19 protein-coding genes are annotated in these 18303 nt (G+C 68.1%); 11 read left to right on the top strand and 8 right to left on the bottom strand.

The genetic code is table 11. The features are described from left to right. The first annotated feature begins 87 nt into the window (after nt 1-87). Together ABD768_RS29780 and ABD768_RS29775 are read left to right on the top strand one after the other, a co-directional pair. A complete protein-coding gene (locus ABD768_RS29780; RefSeq protein WP_344846197.1) occupies nt 88-534 on the top strand; it encodes a DUF6069 family protein in 447 nt (148 codons plus the stop codon). A gap of 10 nt (nt 535-544) precedes the next feature. After that, nucleotides 545-1111, top strand: coding sequence for a class I SAM-dependent methyltransferase (locus tag ABD768_RS29775; protein ID WP_344846195.1), 567 nt, complete (start codon nt 545-547; stop codon nt 1109-1111). Here ABD768_RS29775 and ABD768_RS29770 read toward each other — a convergent pair. Further along, complete coding sequence (locus tag ABD768_RS29770) at nt 1108-1797, bottom strand: FadR/GntR family transcriptional regulator (RefSeq protein ID WP_343965745.1); 690 nt, start codon at nt 1795-1797, stop codon at nt 1108-1110. The two genes, ABD768_RS29775 and ABD768_RS29770, sit on opposite strands and share 4 nt — an antisense overlap. A gap of 113 nt (nt 1798-1910) precedes the next feature. On the opposite strand from ABD768_RS29770, the gene ABD768_RS29765 reads away from it, so the two are divergent. Beyond that, nucleotides 1911-3122, top strand: coding sequence for an alpha-hydroxy acid oxidase (locus ABD768_RS29765; protein ID WP_343965743.1), 1212 nt, complete (start codon nt 1911-1913; stop codon nt 3120-3122). Between the two features lie 21 nt (nt 3123-3143). On the opposite strand, the gene ABD768_RS29760 is transcribed toward ABD768_RS29765, so the two are convergent. From ABD768_RS29760 to ABD768_RS29750, 3 genes are all read right to left on the bottom strand, one after another. Then, nucleotides 3144-4271: a sensor histidine kinase gene (locus tag ABD768_RS29760; RefSeq protein ID WP_344846192.1), complete on the bottom strand. Its 1128-nt coding sequence runs from the start codon at nt 4269-4271 to the stop codon at nt 3144-3146. Between the two features lie 78 nt (nt 4272-4349). Continuing rightward, nucleotides 4350-4988 carry a pyridoxamine 5'-phosphate oxidase family protein gene (locus ABD768_RS29755; RefSeq protein ID WP_343965738.1) on the bottom strand — a complete coding sequence of 213 codons (639 nt, stop codon included), beginning with the start codon at nt 4986-4988 and terminating at the stop codon, nt 4350-4352. Then, nucleotides 4988-6262: an MFS transporter gene (locus ABD768_RS29750; protein WP_344846190.1), complete on the bottom strand. Its 1275-nt coding sequence runs from the start codon at nt 6260-6262 to the stop codon at nt 4988-4990. Before ABD768_RS29750 ends, ABD768_RS29755 begins: the two co-directional genes overlap by 1 nt. A 157-nt stretch (nt 6263-6419) precedes the next feature. On the opposite strand from ABD768_RS29750, the gene ABD768_RS29745 reads away from it, so the two are divergent. After that, entirely contained in the window at nt 6420-6965 is a 546-nt protein-coding gene (locus ABD768_RS29745) for a hypothetical protein (RefSeq protein ID WP_344846188.1), read from the top strand. Here ABD768_RS29745 and ABD768_RS29740 read toward each other — a convergent pair. The 3 genes from ABD768_RS29740 to ABD768_RS29730 all read right to left on the bottom strand — a co-directional run bounded on the left by ABD768_RS29740 (nt 6931) and on the right by ABD768_RS29730 (nt 8709). After that, entirely contained in the window at nt 6931-7575 is a 645-nt protein-coding gene (locus ABD768_RS29740; protein WP_343965732.1) for an alpha-ketoglutarate-dependent dioxygenase AlkB, read from the bottom strand. The genes ABD768_RS29745 and ABD768_RS29740 overlap by 35 nt on opposite strands. Nucleotides 7576-7665: 90 nt before the next feature. Further along, entirely contained in the window at nt 7666-8112 is a 447-nt protein-coding gene (locus tag ABD768_RS29735; RefSeq protein WP_344846186.1) for a VOC family protein, read from the bottom strand. Nucleotides 8113-8121: 9 nt separating this feature from the next. Continuing rightward, nucleotides 8122-8709: a TetR/AcrR family transcriptional regulator gene (locus ABD768_RS29730; RefSeq protein ID WP_343965729.1), complete on the bottom strand. Its 588-nt coding sequence runs from the start codon at nt 8707-8709 to the stop codon at nt 8122-8124. Between the two features lie 187 nt (nt 8710-8896). Here ABD768_RS29730 and ABD768_RS29725 point away from each other — a divergent pair, with 187 nt between their 5' ends. From ABD768_RS29725 to ABD768_RS29710, 4 genes are all read left to right on the top strand, one after another. Beyond that, nucleotides 8897-10219 carry an amidohydrolase gene (locus tag ABD768_RS29725; RefSeq protein WP_344846184.1) on the top strand — a complete coding sequence of 441 codons (1323 nt, stop codon included), beginning with the start codon at nt 8897-8899 and terminating at the stop codon, nt 10217-10219. Nucleotides 10220-10306: 87 nt separating this feature from the next. Further along, nucleotides 10307-10651, top strand: coding sequence for a YciI family protein (locus tag ABD768_RS29720; RefSeq protein ID WP_343965724.1), 345 nt, complete (start codon nt 10307-10309; stop codon nt 10649-10651). A 121-nt stretch (nt 10652-10772) separates the two neighbouring features. Continuing rightward, nucleotides 10773-11591, top strand: a complete 819-nt coding sequence (locus tag ABD768_RS29715) for a dienelactone hydrolase family protein (protein ID WP_344846182.1) — start codon at nt 10773-10775, stop codon at nt 11589-11591. Between the two features lie 241 nt (nt 11592-11832). Further along, the gene (locus ABD768_RS29710; protein ID WP_343965720.1) at nt 11833-12576 is read left to right on the top strand and encodes a hypothetical protein; all 744 of its coding nucleotides are present in this window, start codon (nt 11833-11835) and stop codon (nt 12574-12576) included. A gap of 1 nt (nt 12577) precedes the next feature. On the opposite strand, the gene ABD768_RS29705 is transcribed toward ABD768_RS29710, so the two are convergent. Beyond that, a complete protein-coding gene (locus ABD768_RS29705; RefSeq protein WP_343965718.1) occupies nt 12578-14113 on the bottom strand; it encodes a glycoside hydrolase family 99 protein in 1536 nt (511 codons plus the stop codon). A 269-nt stretch (nt 14114-14382) separates the two neighbouring features. Here ABD768_RS29705 and ABD768_RS29700 point away from each other — a divergent pair, with 269 nt between their 5' ends. The 3 genes from ABD768_RS29700 to ABD768_RS29690 are packed head-to-tail and all read left to right on the top strand — an operon-like array spanning nt 14383 to nt 18286. Next, a complete protein-coding gene (locus tag ABD768_RS29700; RefSeq protein ID WP_344846179.1) occupies nt 14383-15666 on the top strand; it encodes an ROK family protein in 1284 nt (427 codons plus the stop codon). Further along, nucleotides 15663-17192, top strand: a complete 1530-nt coding sequence (locus ABD768_RS29695; protein ID WP_344846177.1) for a sugar ABC transporter ATP-binding protein — start codon at nt 15663-15665, stop codon at nt 17190-17192. The genes ABD768_RS29700 and ABD768_RS29695 overlap by 4 nt, the downstream gene beginning before the upstream one ends. Further along, the gene (locus ABD768_RS29690; RefSeq protein ID WP_343965712.1) at nt 17192-18286 is read left to right on the top strand and encodes an ABC transporter permease; all 1095 of its coding nucleotides are present in this window, start codon (nt 17192-17194) and stop codon (nt 18284-18286) included. Before ABD768_RS29695 ends, ABD768_RS29690 begins: the two co-directional genes overlap by 1 nt. The last annotated feature ends 17 nt before the right edge of the window (nt 18287-18303 follow it).

Raw genomic sequence — 18303 nt, 5'->3', positions numbered from 1 at the left:
AAAGTAGATACCGCACCGACCACAGACCACCCCACCCCAGCCCCCAGACCGATGCCCCCACCCCACACCCCGGCCAATCCTTACGCCATGACCACAACCCAAAGCGCCACAACAGCCAGCCCTACCCGCGTCCCCGGCCGTAGCCGGCTTGCGGTCGCCGGAACCACCACCGTCGTCGCCGTCGCCTGGTGGGCCGTCCTCACCCAGGCCTTCAACCTCACCCTCGAGGCCAAACAAGGCAGCACCGTCCACATCGGCGCCCCCTCGGTCCTCATCGCCTCACTCGCGATGTCCCTGGCCGGCTGGGCCCTGCTCGCCATCCTCGAACACAACACCATCGCCGCCCGCAAAGCCTGGACGATCACCGCCACCATCGCCTGCGCCCTGTCCCTCACCAGCCCGCTCACAGCAGGCATCGGCACCGGCTCCAAACTCGGACTAGCCTCCCTCCACCTCCTGGTCGGTAGCCTGATCATCCTCGGCCTCCGCCGCACCGCCCTCTCCACAAAGGCCCGCTGCAACCCCACCGCCTGAGGACCCCGACATGACCACCTGGCCCGGCTACCAGCCCCTCAAACGCACTTTGCTGGCCACTCTCACCGGTCAGGTCCTGGAGATCGGTGCAGGTAAAGGCGCCAACCTCCCCCTCCTCCCACCCGCCATCGACTGGATCGGCCTAGAGCCCAACCCCCGAGCCCGTCGCACCCTTAGCCAAGCCGTCGCGGCAGCACCCGGCACCGGCGCCCGCCGGGTGCTCGACGCACACGCCGAGTCAATCCCGTTGCCCTCAGCAAGCATCGACGTGGTGCTCTCGACGGCAGTGCTGTGCTCGGTCGACAACGTGAGCGCGGTACTTGCCGAAATCCGGCGCGTACTACGCCCCGGCGGCCGCTTCGTCTTCCTCGAGCACGTCGCAGCCCCGCCAGGGAGCGCTCTGCGCCGGGTGCAACGGATGATCGCCCCGATCACCCGCGTGGTCGACCGCGGCTGCGACCCCGGCCGCGACCTCGCCCCCGAGATCGAAGCCGCCTTCGCCGGCGTCGACCTGACCCACTACACCGCCCCCGGCCTGCTCAAGATCCCCTTCATCGCCGGGACAGCACACCGCTAGCGAAGCTGAGCCGCCCGATAGAACCCCTCGATGTGCGCGGTGATGAGCGCCGCAGCCTCATCACCCGCGCCGGCCCGAATCGCCCCCACGATCGCCCGGTGCTCGGCCCGCAACCCCACCGCCGTCGCATCCCAGTCCGCCAGATTCGGTACGGCGGCCAGCACGTACCCGTGAATCGCAGTACGCAACGACGACATCACCGCCGCGATCAGCACGTTCCCCGCCAGCGCCGACAACGCCACATGAAACTCGGCATCAAGCAGATGGAACTCCTCCGGCGACAACCCCGGAGCATCCATCCGGTCCAGCAACTCCTCAGCCGCCACCAGATCCCCGGCGCCCGCATGATGTGCCGCCTCGCGAGCCGTCCACGACTCCAGCAGTACGCGCGTCTGCACGATGTCGCCCATCGGCAAGTGATTCGTCGCGAGGTGCAACCGCAGCAACGCGGTCAACGGCGACGCCGGCTCGGCGACGATGACGGCACCGGACTCAGGTCCCGAGCCGGTCGCAGTCCGGACGACCCCCATCGCCTCCAGCACCCGCACGGCCTCCCGCACCGACGGCCGGCTGATCCCGAGCTGCTCCGCCAGGGAGCGCTCTCCAGGCAGCCGCTCACCCAACCGCAGCCGCCCGGCCGCGAGATCGGCCTCGACCCGGTTCAGGACCAGCTCGTAGTTCTTCACCGGCGTACGCACGGTACGGAGCAGTTCGTCACAGACGGGAGTGTAGCCCTGTGGTCGGACCACAGACTATGCTGTGGTCCGACCACACCGTCCAGCTGTCGAGGGAAGCACCGATGACCGAACGCCAGATACCCCGCTGGTCCGAGCTCAAGCCGCTGCTGCGCGCCAAGCCGGTCACCCTGAACGCGACCGACCGCCGGCTGGAGAAGGCGCTCACGATCGCCGACCTGCGCGCGATCGCCAAGCGCCGGACGCCGCGCTCGGTCTTCGACTACACCGACGGTGCCGCGGAGGCCGAGATCAGCCTGAGCCGGGCCCGGCGGCTGTTCCGCGAGATGGAGTTGCAGCCGTCCATCCTGCGCAACGTCTCCGAGATCGATCTCGGGACGACGATTCTCGGCCGCCGCTCGGAGCTGCCGTTCGCGTTCGCGCCGACCGGCTTCACCCGGATGATGAACCACGAGGGCGAGAGCGCGGTGGTCAAGGTCGCCCAGGACGTCGGCATCCCGTACGCGCTGTCGACGATGGGCACGACCTCGATCGAGGACGTCGCCACGGCCGGTCCGGACGCGCGCAAGTGGTTCCAGCTGTACGTGTGGAAGGACCGCGCGGCCGGCGAGGACCTGGTGAAGCGGTCGGCCGCCGCCGGGTACGAAGCGCTGATGCTGACCGTCGACGTACCGGTCGCCGGCGCCCGCCTTCGCGACGTCCGCAACGGTTTCACCATCCCGCCGTCGCTGACGGTCAAGACGGTTCTCGACGCGTCGATGCACCCGGCCTGGTGGGCCAACCTGCTCACCACCCGCCCGCTCACCTTCGCCTCGCTGTCGAGCTGGGGCGGTACGGTCGCCGATCTGCTGAACCAGCTCTTCGACCCGACGATGACCATCGACGACCTGAACTGGCTCCGCTCGATCTGGGAGGGCCCGCTCATCATCAAGGGCATCCAGACCGTCGAAGACGCCCGCCGCGTGGTCGACGCCGGCGCCGACGCGATCGTCCTGTCCAACCACGGTGGCCGCCAGCTGGACCGGGCTCCCACGCCGCTCCGGATCCTCCCCGAGGTCCGCAAGGCCATCGGCACGGACGCCGAGATCTACCTGGACACCGGCATCATGAGCGGCGCCGACATCGTCGCCTCCCTGGCGCTGGGTGCCGACGCTTGCCTGGTCGGCCGTGCCTACCTCTACGGCCTGATGGCCGGTGGCGAGCGAGGAGTGGCCAAGGCCGCCCAGATCCTCACCACCGAGGTCCGCCGCACCATGGCCCTGCTGGGCGTCGACAAGGTCGCAGACCTCAACCCCGGCCACGTCCGCTTGCCCTGACAGCTTGTCGAAGGGTCGTCGTCAGATCGGGAGGTTGGCGACGATCCGGAGACCGCCGGTCGGCGTGCGACTGGCGGTCAGGGTGCCGCCCAGGGCGGTGGCTCGTTCGCGCATGCCGACGATGCCGTTGCCCTCGCGTGGCGGCCCCGTCAATGCGGAGCCATCGTCATCCACCTGCAGCACGAGCGTCTCCTCGCCGTACTGGATGCGCACGGTCGCAGCAGTCGCCTTCGCATGCCGTACGACGTTGGTGAGCGACTCCTGGATGATCCGGAAGGCCGCGCGATCCAGGCTGGTCGGGAGCGGGCGCGGGTCTCCGTGCACGATCGCGTGCACCTCGAGCCCGGCCATCGACGTACGGCTGATCAGGTGGTCGAGCCGGTCCAGCCCGGCGACCGGTTGACGTGGTGCTGACTCGTCTGACTGCCGCAGTACGCCGACAATCGACCGCAGCTCGACCAGTGCCTCCTTGCTGGCGTCCTTGATCGCCGCGAGCGCCGGCCCAGCCTGCTCCGGCTGTCGGTCAACCAGATGCAGCGCGGTGGACGCCTGCACGTTGATCAGCGAGATGTGATGCGCCACCACGTCATGCAGCTCCTGCGCGATCCGCAGCCGCTCCTCACCGGCCCGCCGCAGCTCCGCCTCACGCCTGGTCTTGTTGGCTGCCATCACCCGCTCGCGATGCCCACGGAACAACTCTGCCGTGAACCCCAGTACGACGAAGCAGGTGCCGACCAGGAGAACCTGGTAAATGCCTTGCCCGCTCAACCCGAGCACGAGTCGCCCGAGCACGTGCCCGGCATACAAGGTGACCAGCCCGATCCAGCCGGCCAGCCGATGCCCGGTCCTGATCACCGTGAAGACAGCGATCACAAAACTGAAGATGACCGGCCCGTACCCGTACTGCATCAGCATGTAGACGAGCGTCGAGCCGACCGTTGCCCACACCACCGGCACCGGATGACTGCGCAGCCAGTAGAGCGACACGGAGCCGATCATGACGAGCACCACCATGAGCCAGTCGCCGTGCCGCCGGCCGTCCTGGTTGTTGGACGCTCCGAAGGATCCGAACACCGCGATGATCGTGACGGCCGCAGGCAGCAGCACCCGCCTGAGGCGGCCGTCGGAGATCAGGTCGGTAGTGCTCACCCTAGGAACCGTAGAGGTCCGGCCGGTCCGGTGTCATCGTCGCCACGGAGTACTTCGCACTGCTCCGTCCGCAGTACCTCAGTACTTGACGTTGTAGATGCCTTCTTCGTAGCTCTTGCCGTAGTACCGCTTCAGCTCGTCCAGATCAGCGTCCTGACGATCCGTCGCCTTGGCGATCTCGGCGCGACTCGGCACGGCCTCCGGGTTCCAGCTCTCGGTCTTCCACAGCTTCGAGCGCAGGAACGCCTTCGAGCAGTGGTGGAAGATCTCCTCGATCTCGACCAGCAACGCGAGCTGCGGGCGGTTGCCCTTCACGATCATCTCGTCGAAGAACGGCGCTTCCTTGACGATCCGGGCCCGGCCGTTGATCCGCAGCGTCTCGCCGCGCCCCGGCAGCAGGTAGATCAGCCCGACGTGCGGGTTGGTGACGATGTTGAGGAAGCCGTCGATCCGCCGGTTGCCGGCCCGCTCCGGGATCGCGATCGTGCTGTCGTCCAGCACCTTGGTGAAGCCGGCCGGGTCGCCCTTGGGGGAGACGTCGCAGCTCCCGTCGGCGGCGGAGGTGGCGATCAGGCAGAACGGCGACGCGGCCAGCCACTCCTTGTCGAGCTCGTGGAGCTCCTTGCGTACCTTGTTCGCGGTGGCCTGCAATGGCGCCGGGACCACCTCGCGCAGCTCTTCCTGCGAGGTGATCTCGACCAGTCCGGGGATGTCCATCAGGCGGCCTGCTCCTCCTCCAGAGACGGCTCGGTCACCTGGCCGGCGGACCGTGTCCGTGCTGCCCATCGTACGGCGGGACCAGTTGCCACACTGGTCCCCAGGAACAGGGCGCCGACGATCATCCAGCCCACCGGACCCCAACCCAGGACCAGCGTGGTGAGGAGCGCCGGGCCGAGCATCCGGGCCACTGCGGGGCCAGTTCCGAAGAAGCCCTGGTACTGCCCCTGCTTGTCGTCGGGGGCCAGGCCGAAGCTGATCTCCCAGGCGCCAGAGGCCAGCTTCATCTCGCCCAGCGTCAGTAGCGCGGCAGCGATAGCCAGTACTGCGGCTGCGCCGGCGGGGGCCATCCCGATGGCGGAGAGGGCGAAGACCCCGCAGGCGGCCAGCATCGCGACACCGGCGAAGCGGACCGAGCGGGTCGCGGTACGGAGGTTGGTGACCGAGCGGGCGATCCGTACCTGGAAGAGCGTGACGCCCAGCGTGTTGATGATCAGCAGTGAGGCGACGACCCAGCCAGGAGCGTTGGTGCGCTCGACGATCCACAGCGGGGCGACCAGGCTGAGCAGCGGCATGAACATCAGCATCACCGCGTTGAGCAGGGCCAGTACGGCGTACGGGCGGTCGTGCAGTACTGCGAGGCGGGGTTCGCCGGCGACGCGGAGCTTGACGGGTTGGACTGCCGGGACCCGGTGGATCAGCGCGGCGGCGATCAGGAAGCTGGCCGCGTCGATGGCGAAGACCGTCAGGTACGCCGGTGCGGTGTCGAACCGTAGTGCTACGCCGCCGAAGGCCGCGCCCACTGCCAGACCGGCGTTGACCGTCGACTGCAGGAATGCGCGGATCCTCGTGCGCTCGGCCGGTTGGACCAGGCCGGCCAGTAGAGCCTGGCGAGCGGCGGTGAGTCCGGTCTGGCTGCTCGCGTAGGCGATGGCCGCGATCAGGAACAGCGGGAAGCTGCGGACGAAGAGGAACGAGCCGACCGAGACCGCGGTGGACAACGCCAGCAAGATGGCGATGCCGCGCGGACCCTTGCGGTCGGCGAGGTTGCCGAGCGGTACGCCGGTCAGGAATCCGACCAGCCAGGCGATCGTGAGGCCGAGCCCGACCTGCGCGGTGGACAGGCCGACGACGCGGGTGAAGAAGAGCGCGGAGGTGACGATGAACGCGCCGTCACCCACCGAGTTGGCCAGCTGCGCGAACGCGAGATTGCGGGCGGCGCCGGCCGGCGGCAGCAGCGAACCGGCCTTCTTCGTGATCCGGGTGGTGGTCATCTCGGTCTCCCTCAGCTCTTTGTTACCCCGAGCCTAAGATCCGACCGGCCCATCTGTGAGGTCCACTTCACCACAGATTCCATGGGCCAATTGAGCTGCTTGAAACTGGCCTGTGGACAACGGCGGATCGGCAAGGAAACGACGGCACCTTCTAGGTATGACCTTCAGCGACCTGCCCACCAACTGGCTCACCCGTCCGCTCACCGACCCGGTACTTGCCGCCAACGCCGTCGACCTCTTCGTCACCGCCGGAGAGCGCCGCCAAGGCGTCCTCGCCGCCCTGATCTGCGACGGCCGAGCCCGCTTCCGTACGTCGATCCTTCTCGACCTACCGCGAGACGCCCCACTCGCCTCACCCAAGTCCTGCATCAGGGCCCTGGCGCCACTCGTCCCGGTCCTCCAATGCCGCCCCGACGGCGCCCTGATCCTCGCCCTGGGCCGCCCCAAGCCCGACCCGCCCTCAGACCACGACTGGACCCAAGCCGCCCTCCAAACCTGCCAGGCAGCCTCAATCCGTCTACTGGCCTTCTACGTCGCCACCCCGACCGAACTCCACGCCGTCCCCTTGCCCACCCCACCCCCGCCGAGCCCGACGCGGCCCATCCGACCAAGGCCGCCCTGCCCACCACCGCTGTCGAGCAGACCGCTCGCCTCTGTCGGGCCTTCGGTCAGCGGACGCCTCGGGGGCGGAACTGGATGCTGATCCGCGGACCGATGTGCCCGGACGACTTGGGAATCGCATGTTCCCAGGTGCGCTGGCAACTGCCACCCATCACGATCAGATCCCCATGCCCCAACGGATAGCGAATCGTCGAACTCACCGGCCCGCTGTTACTCCCCGGCTTGGGCCGCAACGCAAGAACCCGAGGCTCACCCACCGAAAGGATCGCCACCATCGTGTCCTCACGACTCCCACGACCGATCTTGTCGCCATGCCAGGCGACGCTGTCGCGCCCATCGCGGTAGAAACACAAGCCGGCCGTCCGAAACGGCTCGCCGAGCTCCTCCGCGTAGTGCTCACTCAGGAGATCCCGCGCCTCATCGAGAATCGGCAACGGCAGATCCTCGTTCTCCCCGTAGAAGCAGAGCAAGCGAGGAACGTCGACGACCCGGTCGTACATCTGCCGCCGCTCGTCCCGCCAAGGCACGTCGGCAGCCAGCCGCTCGTACACCTGGTCCGCCCCGGTCAGCCACCGCGGCAGCACGTCGATCCACGCGCCCTGGCTCAGCTCCGTCCGCCGAATCCCGTCCAGCGATCCCAACGCGGGATCCTCGAACGCATCCAGCAAGGAGGCCTGAAGATCAGCACCCATGCCCCCACCATACCCGACATTCGAACAAATGTTCCCCTGGGCCAACCTGCTGATGCCCAGCCACCGGCGGCCGGCCGGTCGTTGATGCGGTCAGCTGATGCAGAACTCGTTGCCTTCGGGATCTTGGAGGACCAGGTAGTACTCGGGGTCGGCCGGGTTGTCGTCGCGGACGCGGTGTTTGACGGTGGCGCCGAGGGCGACCAGCTCGGCGGCTTTGGCGTCGATCAGTTCGATCCGGCGTTCCTGGCTGAGAGAGTCGTCGCGGGCGGTGGGGTAGAGGTCGAGGTGGAGCCGGTTCTTGCCGGCCTTCGCCTCGGGCACCTGCTGGAACCACAACGCCGGCCCGACCCCCGCCGGATCGAAAAGCCGATCGGTGAAGGCGTCCCGGCCACCGAGCCGCCCGCGATAGTGCGCCCACCACGTCGGCTCACCGTCGGCGACGCCGGGCGGTGCCGAAACCCAGCCGAGCGCTTGCTGCCAGAAAGTGGCCAGTCGTTCGGGGTCGTTCGCGTCGATCGTCAGCTGCCAGAAGACCATCAGCAGAAGTTAGCCGGTGGCCGGGCCAGCGGCGCTGACCATGCGGACCAGGCTGGCTATCACCTCGTCGGCGGTGGTGTGCCATTTGTCCGGAGCCAGGTAACCGGTCAGCTCCATCCCGGCGATGCCGTGCGCGCCGGCCAGCAGGAGCGCGCCGTAGTGATTGGCGTTCTCGTCGCCGACGACGGTGGCCACGACGTCGCGAAACTCGTCCTGGGATCGCCCAGCCGCACGGATCGCGTCGGCCGGATCGCCGGCGGGCGTGCTGCACATCAATTGGTACAGGTGTGGTTGATGCCGGGCAACGCTGATCAGGGCGACGAGGGCAGCGCGCAATTTCTCCGTCGCCGACAGCCCCGGATCGACGCGGACGGCGTGGACCTGGTCACCGACCCGCTCCCAGCCTTCGATGGCGACGGCGTTCATCAGGCTGTTCTTGTCCGGGAAATGCCGGTACGGCGCACCCCGGGTAACGCCCGCTCGAGCGCCCACCTCCCGCAAGGTGACGGCATCAGGCCCACCAGCGTCGAGCAACTCGGCCGCCGCATCAAGCAGATCACGACGAGTACTGGCGGCGGACTCCGCCCGGGTAGGCATCCACCCAGTCTACAGCTGACACCGTCATCTCAACCAATGTGATCACTCGAACGACAGCAAACGGACCGGCGGTGGTGTGGGACGGGGTAGTGGGGCGGGGGGATGGATCAGACTGCTGGTGACGGTTGGCCGGGGTTGTGGAGGGAACATGGCGCGGTTGGTGATTCGGAACTGTTCTGTGCTGGTGGTGCCGGCAGAAGGGGAGTGCCGGGTCGACGAGTATCAGGACATCGTCATCGAGGACGGCGTGATCGATGAGGTGATGCCGGCCGGGGCGTTGGCCCCGGCGGTGGATATCGAGGAGCTTGATGCGACCGGGCTGATCGCCGTACCGGGGTTGGTGAACTCGCATACGCACAGTCCGATGGTGATGATGCGGGGTGCGGCCGAGGATGTCTCGATCGACGACTGGTTCAATCGGAAGATCTGGCCGATGGAGATGAACCTGACGGCTGAGCGGGTGAAGGTCGGTGCGCGGCTGGCCTGTGCGGAGATGTTGCTGGCTGGGGTGACTACGTTTGTGGATCACTACTTTCATGCCGATCAGATCGCGGCTGCGGCGCTGGAGACCGGGATCCGGGCAGATCTTGCACCGACCTTCTTCTCCTCGACGGGCACGGACGGGCGCGAGGCGGCGTACGAGGCGGCTCGGCAGGTTCGTGCGCTTGGTGAGAGCGCCGCAAGAAACGGACTGCCGCGGATCACCGCAAGCCTTGGGCCGCACGCGACCTACACCGTCTCCGAAGAAGACCTGGTCCGTACTGCGGAAGTCGCGCAAGCCGAAGGTTTCCGCATCCACCTCCACGCCGCCGAGACAGCCGACCAGACCCAAGCGTCGATGGACCGCCTGGGCGCGACTCCCATCCAAGTACTCGACCGCACCAACGTCCTCGAGGCAGGCGCGCTCATCGCCCACGGCTGTGGCATCACCGATGCCGATCTCCCGATCCTGGCGAAGCACGCAGCCCGTACTACGGTCGCAGCCTGCCCCAAGGTCTACCTGAAGCTCGCAATGGGCACGACCACTCCCGTCAAGCAACTCTGGTCGGCCGGCATCAGCGTCGGCGTCGGCACCGACGGAGCAGCCGTGCACAACACCCTCGATGTCTGGGAATCCCTGCGACTGTTGGCGTTGACGCAGAAGCAACGTGAGCAGGACGCCGAGTGGATGACGATCTCGGACACCCTCCGCCTCGCCACCAGGGGCGGGGCGGCAGCAGCCGGTATGCCCGACGAGCTCGGCGCGATCGAGCCCGGCCGCCGCGCCGACATCGCACTCGTCGATCTGTCCGGCCCACACTGCCGGCCGCTGCACGATCCGAGAGCCGCGCTGGTCTATTCCGTCCGCGCCTCCGACGTCGTCACGGTAGTTGTCGACGGCAACATTGTCGTCAAGGACCGCAAGCTCGCCACCGCGGACCTCGACGAGATCCTCACCGACGCCAGCGACCTCGCCCACACCTTGGTCGACCTCTCCCGCGGCGGCGCCGTCCAGCACTACGCCCCCTGACAGAGGATGTCGAGTACGGCGATCGGAGTCCGACGTACCGGGTGCGGCGCTCGACAGACGGAGCGCAGGAGATGAACGAGGAGAGCCATGAAGTACATGTTGTTGATCCGGCCCGACGATGACTACTCCGGTGGTGTGCCTGCGGAGATGATCGCGGCCACCGAGGCGTGGGTGCGGGAGATGACCGAGCGCGGCGTACGCCGGGAAGGCGCGGCCCTCCGTCCGCCCGCGGAGTCGACCGGCGTGCGTCGGCAGGCCGGCAAGGTGGTCACCACCGACGGCCCGTTCGCCGAGTCGAAGGAGCAGATGGGTGGCTACGACCTGATCGACTGCCGCGACCTCGACGAAGCCATCGAGATCGCCTCCCAACACCCCGTCGCCGCGGCCGGCATGGTCGAGATCCGAGCCCTCACCGACGACTTCGCCGACTGAGCAACGGCAGACGCAGCGGCAGACGCAGCGGCAGACGCAGCGGGAATTACTGCGCGTTGCCGGGGGAGCGCTCTGCGGGGTTCTACGCTGAGAGCCCCGACCTGCCGAGGAGACTCCACGGATGACCGGTTCTGCCCCGACCTCTACCCTGACCGGCTGGACGAAGGCGCCGTTCACCGGCGCAGGGCTCACCTACGACTGCTACGAGAAGGGCGAAGGCCCCGGGGTCGTGCTGATCCCGGAGATCCCCGGCATCACCCCGCACGTGCTCGGCCTGGCGGATCACCTCGTCGACGAAGGCTTCACCGTCGTGATCCCGTCGCCCTTCGGCACACCCGGCAAGCCGGAGTCGATCGGCTACGTGCTCGGGACGGTTGCCCGCCTGTGCGTGTCGGCGGAGTTCCGTGCGTTCGCGGTCGACGCCAAGCGCCCGATCACGGCGTACCTGCGAGCAGTCGCCGCCGATCTCGCAGCCCGTACGCCGGGACGCGGCGTCGGCGTCATCGGCATGTGCTTCACCGGTGGATTCGCCCTCGCCACGGCAGTCGAGTCGAGCGTGCTGGCGTCGGTCCTGAGCCAGCCGGCCGCGCCGTTCCCGGTCACCGCGAGCCGCCGGCGTGACCCCGGCATGTCGCAGGAAGAACTGGCGCAGATCGTCGAGCGGACCAGAACGGACGGACTGTGCGCTCTCGGCCTGCGCTTCACCCGTGACCGCGCCGTACCGCCGGAGCGCTTCGCCACCCTCCGCGAGCAGCTCGGCGACGCCTTCGAGGTGATCGAACTCGACTCCGGACCCGGCAACCCCGGTGGCTTCGCGAAGGGCGCCCATGCCGTCCTCACCGCCGAGGTCCGTGAGACCCCCGGCAACCTCGCCCTCGCGGCCCGCACCCGAACGGTTCGGTTCCTTCACGACCAGATCGACGCGACCGGTCACGCGTAGTACCGGAAGTGTTAAGGGAGCGTATGGAATTCGCCCGCTGTGATTACGCCACCGAACCACCGGGAAGAGTGCAACCGAAGTTGAGGTTGGGGGTGGTTTCCGGTACCCGGAGGGGCCGAATCGTTGCTGTGCGCAAGGCGTGTTCAGCCCTGCGTGATGCTCGTCGATTTGCTCTGGCCGCACCCCCTTCCGGCATGGCACCATCGGCCACCGGGGGAGACACACATCAGGGGGCGAACGAATGGCGAAGGCCAAGCGTGCGAGTGACCGGAGCGCGAACGACATGGTGGTCGAAGGAGCAGGACGCACGGGCCAGAACGGCCGTGCCCCACTGCGCGTGCAGAACGGTCACACGCCCAACGGCAGCGCAACCGGCAACGCGACCGGCAGTGGGAGCGCACCCGATAACGGCACCGCCAACGGCCCGAACACGCCGCCGCCCGGCCGCCTGGTCCCGCCAGATCCGGTACCGGGCCAGCCCGCAAGTCCCGAGCCGGCCCGTCCGTCCGGCTTCGGCACGCCGGTCAAGGTCGACGAGATCGCCCTGGCCGCCATCGCCCTGTCCGAAGGCCTGATCGCGGCGACGCGCGGCCTCCCCGAATCAGTGGCGTCCCGCCAGCTCCGCCGCGATCTCGACCAGGCAGCCGACACCTTCCGTACGGTCGCCAGCGAACTCGAAACGACCGCAGGCAATCTGATCCGGCTCGCCGCGACCGAAGGCCAGACCTGCGAGGTCACCTGGGGCATGTGCGAGGACCACGGCCTGACCCTGATGGCCGTCGGCGAAGTGGTGACCTGCCACGTGCTCGGCTGCTACCGCGAGCAGCAGGCAGTCGTCGAGACCTGCACCCAGCCGGTCGCGTACCGGGTGGTCGACGTGGCCGGCCCTGCCCTTCTCACCTGCGCCGGCCACGCCATCGCTTGCCGTCTGCACCTCGATGGCGCGGTCATCACCCTCGCCACCGACAGCCTGGAACTCCTTTAGATCAAGAGATCCGGCAGGACGTCAACTGATCGTTCGCATTGGGGGACAGGGCAACGAAGTTCGCCGTGTCGGCCGTCCGGGTCCAGGTCTGTCCGGTGAAGTTGTCCTCGGCGTAGATCGTCACCGTCCAGCCGGCCGGCACCTTCACCGACGAGGCCCAGTTGTCCTGTACGCCGGCCGCCGCCAGCTGCGCCCGGGTGTAGTTGCCCTTGGCAAGCGCCTGTCCGGCCGTACCGCCGTAGTCAATGTGCTGGTAGAAGATCACGCCACCGCTGCCCTGGTTGGGCATCGGCTGGGTCGGCCGCGTCGCGGTCAGCGGGATCTGCCCCTTGAACATCCGCCCGCCGTCGTTGGTGAGCCGCAGGTAGTAGTCCGACGAGCACGCCGTGCCGTCCTCGTCGAGGGCGCGAATCCCTGACCCGTTGGGGATCCAGGCCTGCGTCTCGGCCGTCTTGGCGATCTGGTTGCCCTCGTTGTACTCGTCGAACATCGAGATGTACATGCCCTGCACGCCGACCCGGGTGAGGTTGTAGAACTGCCGCCACATCAGCTCGCCATGGGCGCGGTGCCCGGACTGCAGATCGCCCGGAATGACACAGGGCTGGTAGTCGATGCCGTGCGCGTTGCAGTCGGCCTGGTCCTGCTGGTTCACGTTGTTGTAGTAGTGATCCGCGCCGGCGACGTCCTGGATCCGTCCGACCATCCACGGCGAGATCATGTTGAACGCGTGGTACACCTCGAGATAGCCGGGCCGCGAGTCCTCGTTACCGGGCAGCCAGTGCGTCGGCACCCCGCCGATCACGTAGCAGCCCTGGCCCTTGAACCAGTTGATGACATCGAGACAAGCCGAAGCAGGGAAGGCCTTGTTGGCCTCGTTGAAGCCGAAGCCCCAGATGCAGACGACCGGCTTGCCGTTCTGCTTGGCGTACGCCGGCGACGACGTGTACGCCTTCATCTTGTTGGTCCAGTCGGTCTTCATCTCCGACTGCATGTTCGTCCAGTCGGTCGCGTCGTACATGATGTAGAACTTGCGCCCGTACTGCTCGGCTGCCTGCCGCACCTTGGCCGCCATCGCGTCCCGGGTCGGGCCTTCGCCGCCAGTGGGGTTGAAGCGTTGCAGGGCAGCCGTGTCGCAGCCGTTCTGCTGCATCCACTGGAAGTGCGTGTTGACGGTCTGCTGGTCGTACGACGAGAACAGCTTGGCCGGCTGGCCGTTGCCGAGATTCGCGTACGCCGTCTGGTACGTCGCCGTGTACTCACGGACGTCCGGCCAGCTGACGATCGTGGTGTTGGTCGGCGACGGCGGCTGACCGGCGTTGCGGCTGTAGTGCCACCAGCTGTTGATCGGGGCACCGTCGCCGATACAGGCGAACCAGCCCTGGTAGCCGACGGTGATCTTGCCGACCACGTCACCAGGTCCACTGGCGACCGGGGTCGCGGTGGTCGCGGAAGAGGGCAGAGCGGTGCCGATGGTGGTTCCGGCGGCTGCGGCGGTGGCTGCGGAAGCAGCCAGGAAAGTACGGCGTGTCAAAGGCATTGCAGGCTCCTGAAAGGGGGGCGGACAGGACTGCGGAGAGTGGCGCGAGCGTACAAACGAGCGCTTCAGTGCGCAAGACCGGATGCAAGATTTGAAGAACTACTTGCAATTTTCGGACTGACACAGAACTGACGTCCTGAAGAAACTTCGCCGCAACATCTTGACGCCCACCGCGCCTGTACTTAGTTTGTTGGCTCAACAGACAAAGTCTGTGAGCGGCGTCACAACAGCCGCGAAATTCTCCTGTCGGGGGAGAAGGGGTGGGACTCATGACGCTGTCCGAAAGCAGCCGGCCTGGCAGCGGTGTGGTCGCCGCCGATCACGTCTCGCTCCGGCGCAACAACCTGTCGGTCGTACTCCGGCACGTCCGTGCGGCGGGTTCTCGCTCCCGCGCCCGGATCGCCGCCGACACCGGACTGAACAAGGCCACCGTCAGCAGCCTGGTTGCCGAACTCGTCGATCGTGGCCTGCTCCGCGAGGGCCAGGCCGAGGCCGGCGCGCTCGGTCGCCCGGGTCAGCTCGTCGAGCTCGACGGCAGCGGCGTCTGTGGCGTCGGCGCCGAGATCAACGTCGACTACCTCGCCGTCACCGCCCTCGACCTGAGCGGCGAGACCGTCACCGAACGGCGCGTCCCGCTCGACGTCGCGCACCTCGACCCGGCCGCGACGCTGGACCAGCTCGCCGAGCTGATCCGCGAATCCGTGACAGCCGTCGTCGGCCGTGGCGGTCAGATCGCCGGCGTCACGCTGGCGGTGCCCGGCCTGGTCCAGAGTGCGACCGGACTGCTCAAGCTCGCCCCGAACCTCGGCTGGGCAGAGGTCCCCGTCGTCGACGAGATGCGCGAGCGCCTCGGCAGCCCGGCGTACCCGGTGCGGGTGGACAACGAGGCGAACCTTGCCGCGCTCGCGGCGTACTCGGAGATCAAGGCGGCGACCGAACCGGACGCCGACCAGGTGCAGGACATCGTGTTGCTGACCGGTGCGGTCGGTGTTGGTGGCGGCATGGTCACCGGTGGGCATCTGCTGCGCGGCGGTCACGGGTTCAGCGGCGAGGTCGGGCACATGCCCGTCGCGCCGGCCGGTGGCACCTGCGGCTGTGGCCGGACCGGCTGCTGGGAGACCGTCGTCGGCCTGACCGCTTTGCTGAACAAGGCAACTGATTCGGACGACCCGGTCCGCGACCCGTCGCTGGACGTCGAGCAGCGGCTGGCCGAGATCACCCAGCGCGCCGAGGGTGGCAGCGCCAGGACGCTCAAGGCGCTGGCCGATGTCGGCACCTGGCTGGGCGTCGGCGGGGCGATTCTCGTCAACATCCTGAACCCGGACGTACTCGTGCTCGGCGGGTACTTCGCCGTCCTCGGGCCGTGGCTGAAAGAGCCGCTGGAGAGTGCGATCCGCGACCGCGTGATCGCGCCGGAAGGCGGCGGTTGCCGCGTCGTCCAGTCCCAGCTCGGTTTCACCGCCGCCGTCCGCGGCGGCGCGCAGATCTCGCTCGACCAGGTCTTCCTCGACCCGACGCTCGTCGGGCGCGACACCGCAGGAGTAGCCCAATGACCGAGTACGACGTACCCGCAGCCGGCGAAGACCTGCTTCGGATGACCGGCATCGTCAAGGAGTTCCCCGGAGTGAGGGCCCTCGACGGCGTCGACCTCGACATCCGCCGGGGCGAGGTGCACTGCCTGCTCGGCCAGAACGGCGCCGGCAAGTCGACCCTGATCCGCGTCCTCACCGGCGCGCACAAACCGGACGCCGGCACGATCCACGTGAACGGCGAGCTCGTCTCGCTGCACACCCCGGCCGACTCGATGGCACTCGGCATCGCCGCCATCTACCAGGAACTCGACCTGGTCCCCGACCTCACCGTCGCCGAGAACGTCTTCCTCGGCCACGAACCCGCCCGCTTCGGCCTGACCCGCCGGCACGAGGCGAACACCAAGGCACGCGAGCTGCTCAAAGGCCTCGGCCACGGCGAGATCCCGCCCGGCCGGACCGTCGGCCTGCTGTCCGCGGCCGGCCAGCAGGTGGTGAGCATGGCGCGGGCACTCTCGCGCAAGGCCCGGCTGATCGTGATGGACGAGCCGTCCGCGGTGCTCGACTCCGAGGAGGTCGACAACCTCTTCCGGGTGATCCGCGACCTGACCTCGCAGGGCGTCGCGATCGTCTACATCTCGCACCGGCTCGAGGAGATCCGCGAGATCGGCGACCGGGTCACCGTGCTCAAGGACGGCGCCACCGTCGCGACCGGCCTCGACGCCCGGGAGACCCCGACCGCCGAGCTGATCCGGCTGATGACCGGCCGTTCGATCGAGTACGTCTTCCCGCCGCGCACCGAGGTCGTGAGCACCGCGCCGGTCGTGCTCGAGGTGGAGAACCTGTCCCGCCCCCGCGAGTTCGCCGGCATCGGCTTCTCGGTCCGGGCCGGCGAGATCCTCGGTCTGGCGGGCCTGGTCGGGTCGGGGCGTTCCGAAGTACTGGAGACCGTGTACGGCGCTCGCAAGGCGGCGACCGGTGTCGTCCGGGTGGACGGCAAGGTGCTCGGTGCGGGCAAGGTGCAGCAGGCCGTCAAGGCCGGCGTCGGACTCGCCCCCGAGGAGCGCAAGGGCCAGGCGCTGCTGCTCGATGAGGCCGTCTACAAGAACATCACCGTGTCGAGTCTGGGGCGCTTCGCCAGCGCCGGATTCCTCAGTGGTCACGCAGAGAAGCAGGCCGCCGAAGAGTTGACCAAGGCGCTGGACGTCCGGCCGGCGGCAGTGGACATTCCCGTCCGCAACCTGTCGGGCGGCAACCAGCAGAAGGTCGTCCTGGCTCGCTGGTTGATGAGGGACTGCCGGGTACTGCTGCTGGACGAGCCGACCCGGGGTGTGGACGTCGGGGCACGCTCCGAGATCTACGCGCTCGTCCGCAAGCTGGCGGCCAACGGGGTGGCGATCGTGCTGGTCTCCAGCGAGGTCGAGGAAGTGCTCGGTCTGGCCGACCGGGTGATCGTGATGCGGGAGGGGCGGGCCGTGCACACGGGCCCCGCGCAGGACATCGACGAACACCGGGTCCTCGACCTGGTGATGGAAGGAAGTGCCGTGTGATGAGTGAGGAAGTCGCACGACCGGAGGCAACCAAGCAAGACGCGCCGGCCCAGGGCCAGGCGATGGTCGAGGTCGACCCGACAGCGGTACGGAGCGGACGCGGCGGTGGTACGGCGACGAGCAGCGTCGTCGGCAATCTGCTGAAGAGCGGGGCCGGCCGCAACATCGGGCTGGTGATCGCGCTGGTGCTGCTCTGCATCGTCGGTGTCGCGACCGCGGGGGACCGGTTCGCGAGTACCGCCAACCTGCTGACGATCCTGCGGCTGGCCGCGGTGATCGGCGTGGTCAGCATCGGGATGACGTTCGTCATCACCGGCGGCGGCATCGACTTGTCGGTCGGCGCGATGGTGGCGCTGGCGAGTGTCTGGGCAACCACCCTGGCGACCCAGCAGATGGCCGCCGACTACGGCTGGATCTTCATGGTCAGCACCGCCCTCCTGGTCGGCGCGGCGTGTGGCCTGGTCAACGGGGTGCTGGTTGCCTACGGCAAGATAGTCCCGTTCATAGCGACCCTGGCGATGCTCGCCGGAGCCCGCGGACTGGCGGAGATCCTGTCCGACCGCAAGACCCAGATCATCAGCGTGAACTCGTTCGTCGACTTCTTCGGCGGCAACCTGATCGGCATCCCGGTGCTGGTCTGGATGTTCCTGCTCGTCGCCGCGGCCGGCTGGGTGCTGCTCAACCGGACCACCTTCGGCCGCCGGACCTTCGCGGTCGGTGGCAACGCCGAGGCCGCCCGCCTCGCCGGTATCAAGGTGCAGCGGCACACGGTCGCGCTCTACGTGCTGGCCGGTCTGTGCTGTGGCATCGCGGCCGTGATGCTGATGGCCCGGACCACGACCGGTAGCTCCACCCACGGTCAGCTCTACGAACTCGACGCCATCGCGGCGGTGGTGATCGGCGGCACGCTGCTGTCCGGTGGCCGCGGCACGATCGTCGGCACCGTGTTCGGCGTACTGATCTTCACCACCCTGAACAACGTCTTCACCCTGAACAACCTGAGTATCTCCGCCCAGTCGGTGGCGAAGGGCCTGATCATCGTGATCGCGGTCCTCCTCCAGCAACGCCTGGCCGCCCGCGCCACCGCGCCTTAGCTCCACAAAGCACCACA

The sequence above is a fragment of the Kribbella ginsengisoli genome (assembly GCF_039537185.1).
GTDB classification, from domain to species: Bacteria; Actinomycetota; Actinomycetes; order Propionibacteriales; family Kribbellaceae; genus Kribbella; species Kribbella koreensis.
The sequence above is the reverse complement of the archived record's forward strand: the minus strand, read 5'-3'. Positions and strand labels throughout refer to the sequence as shown.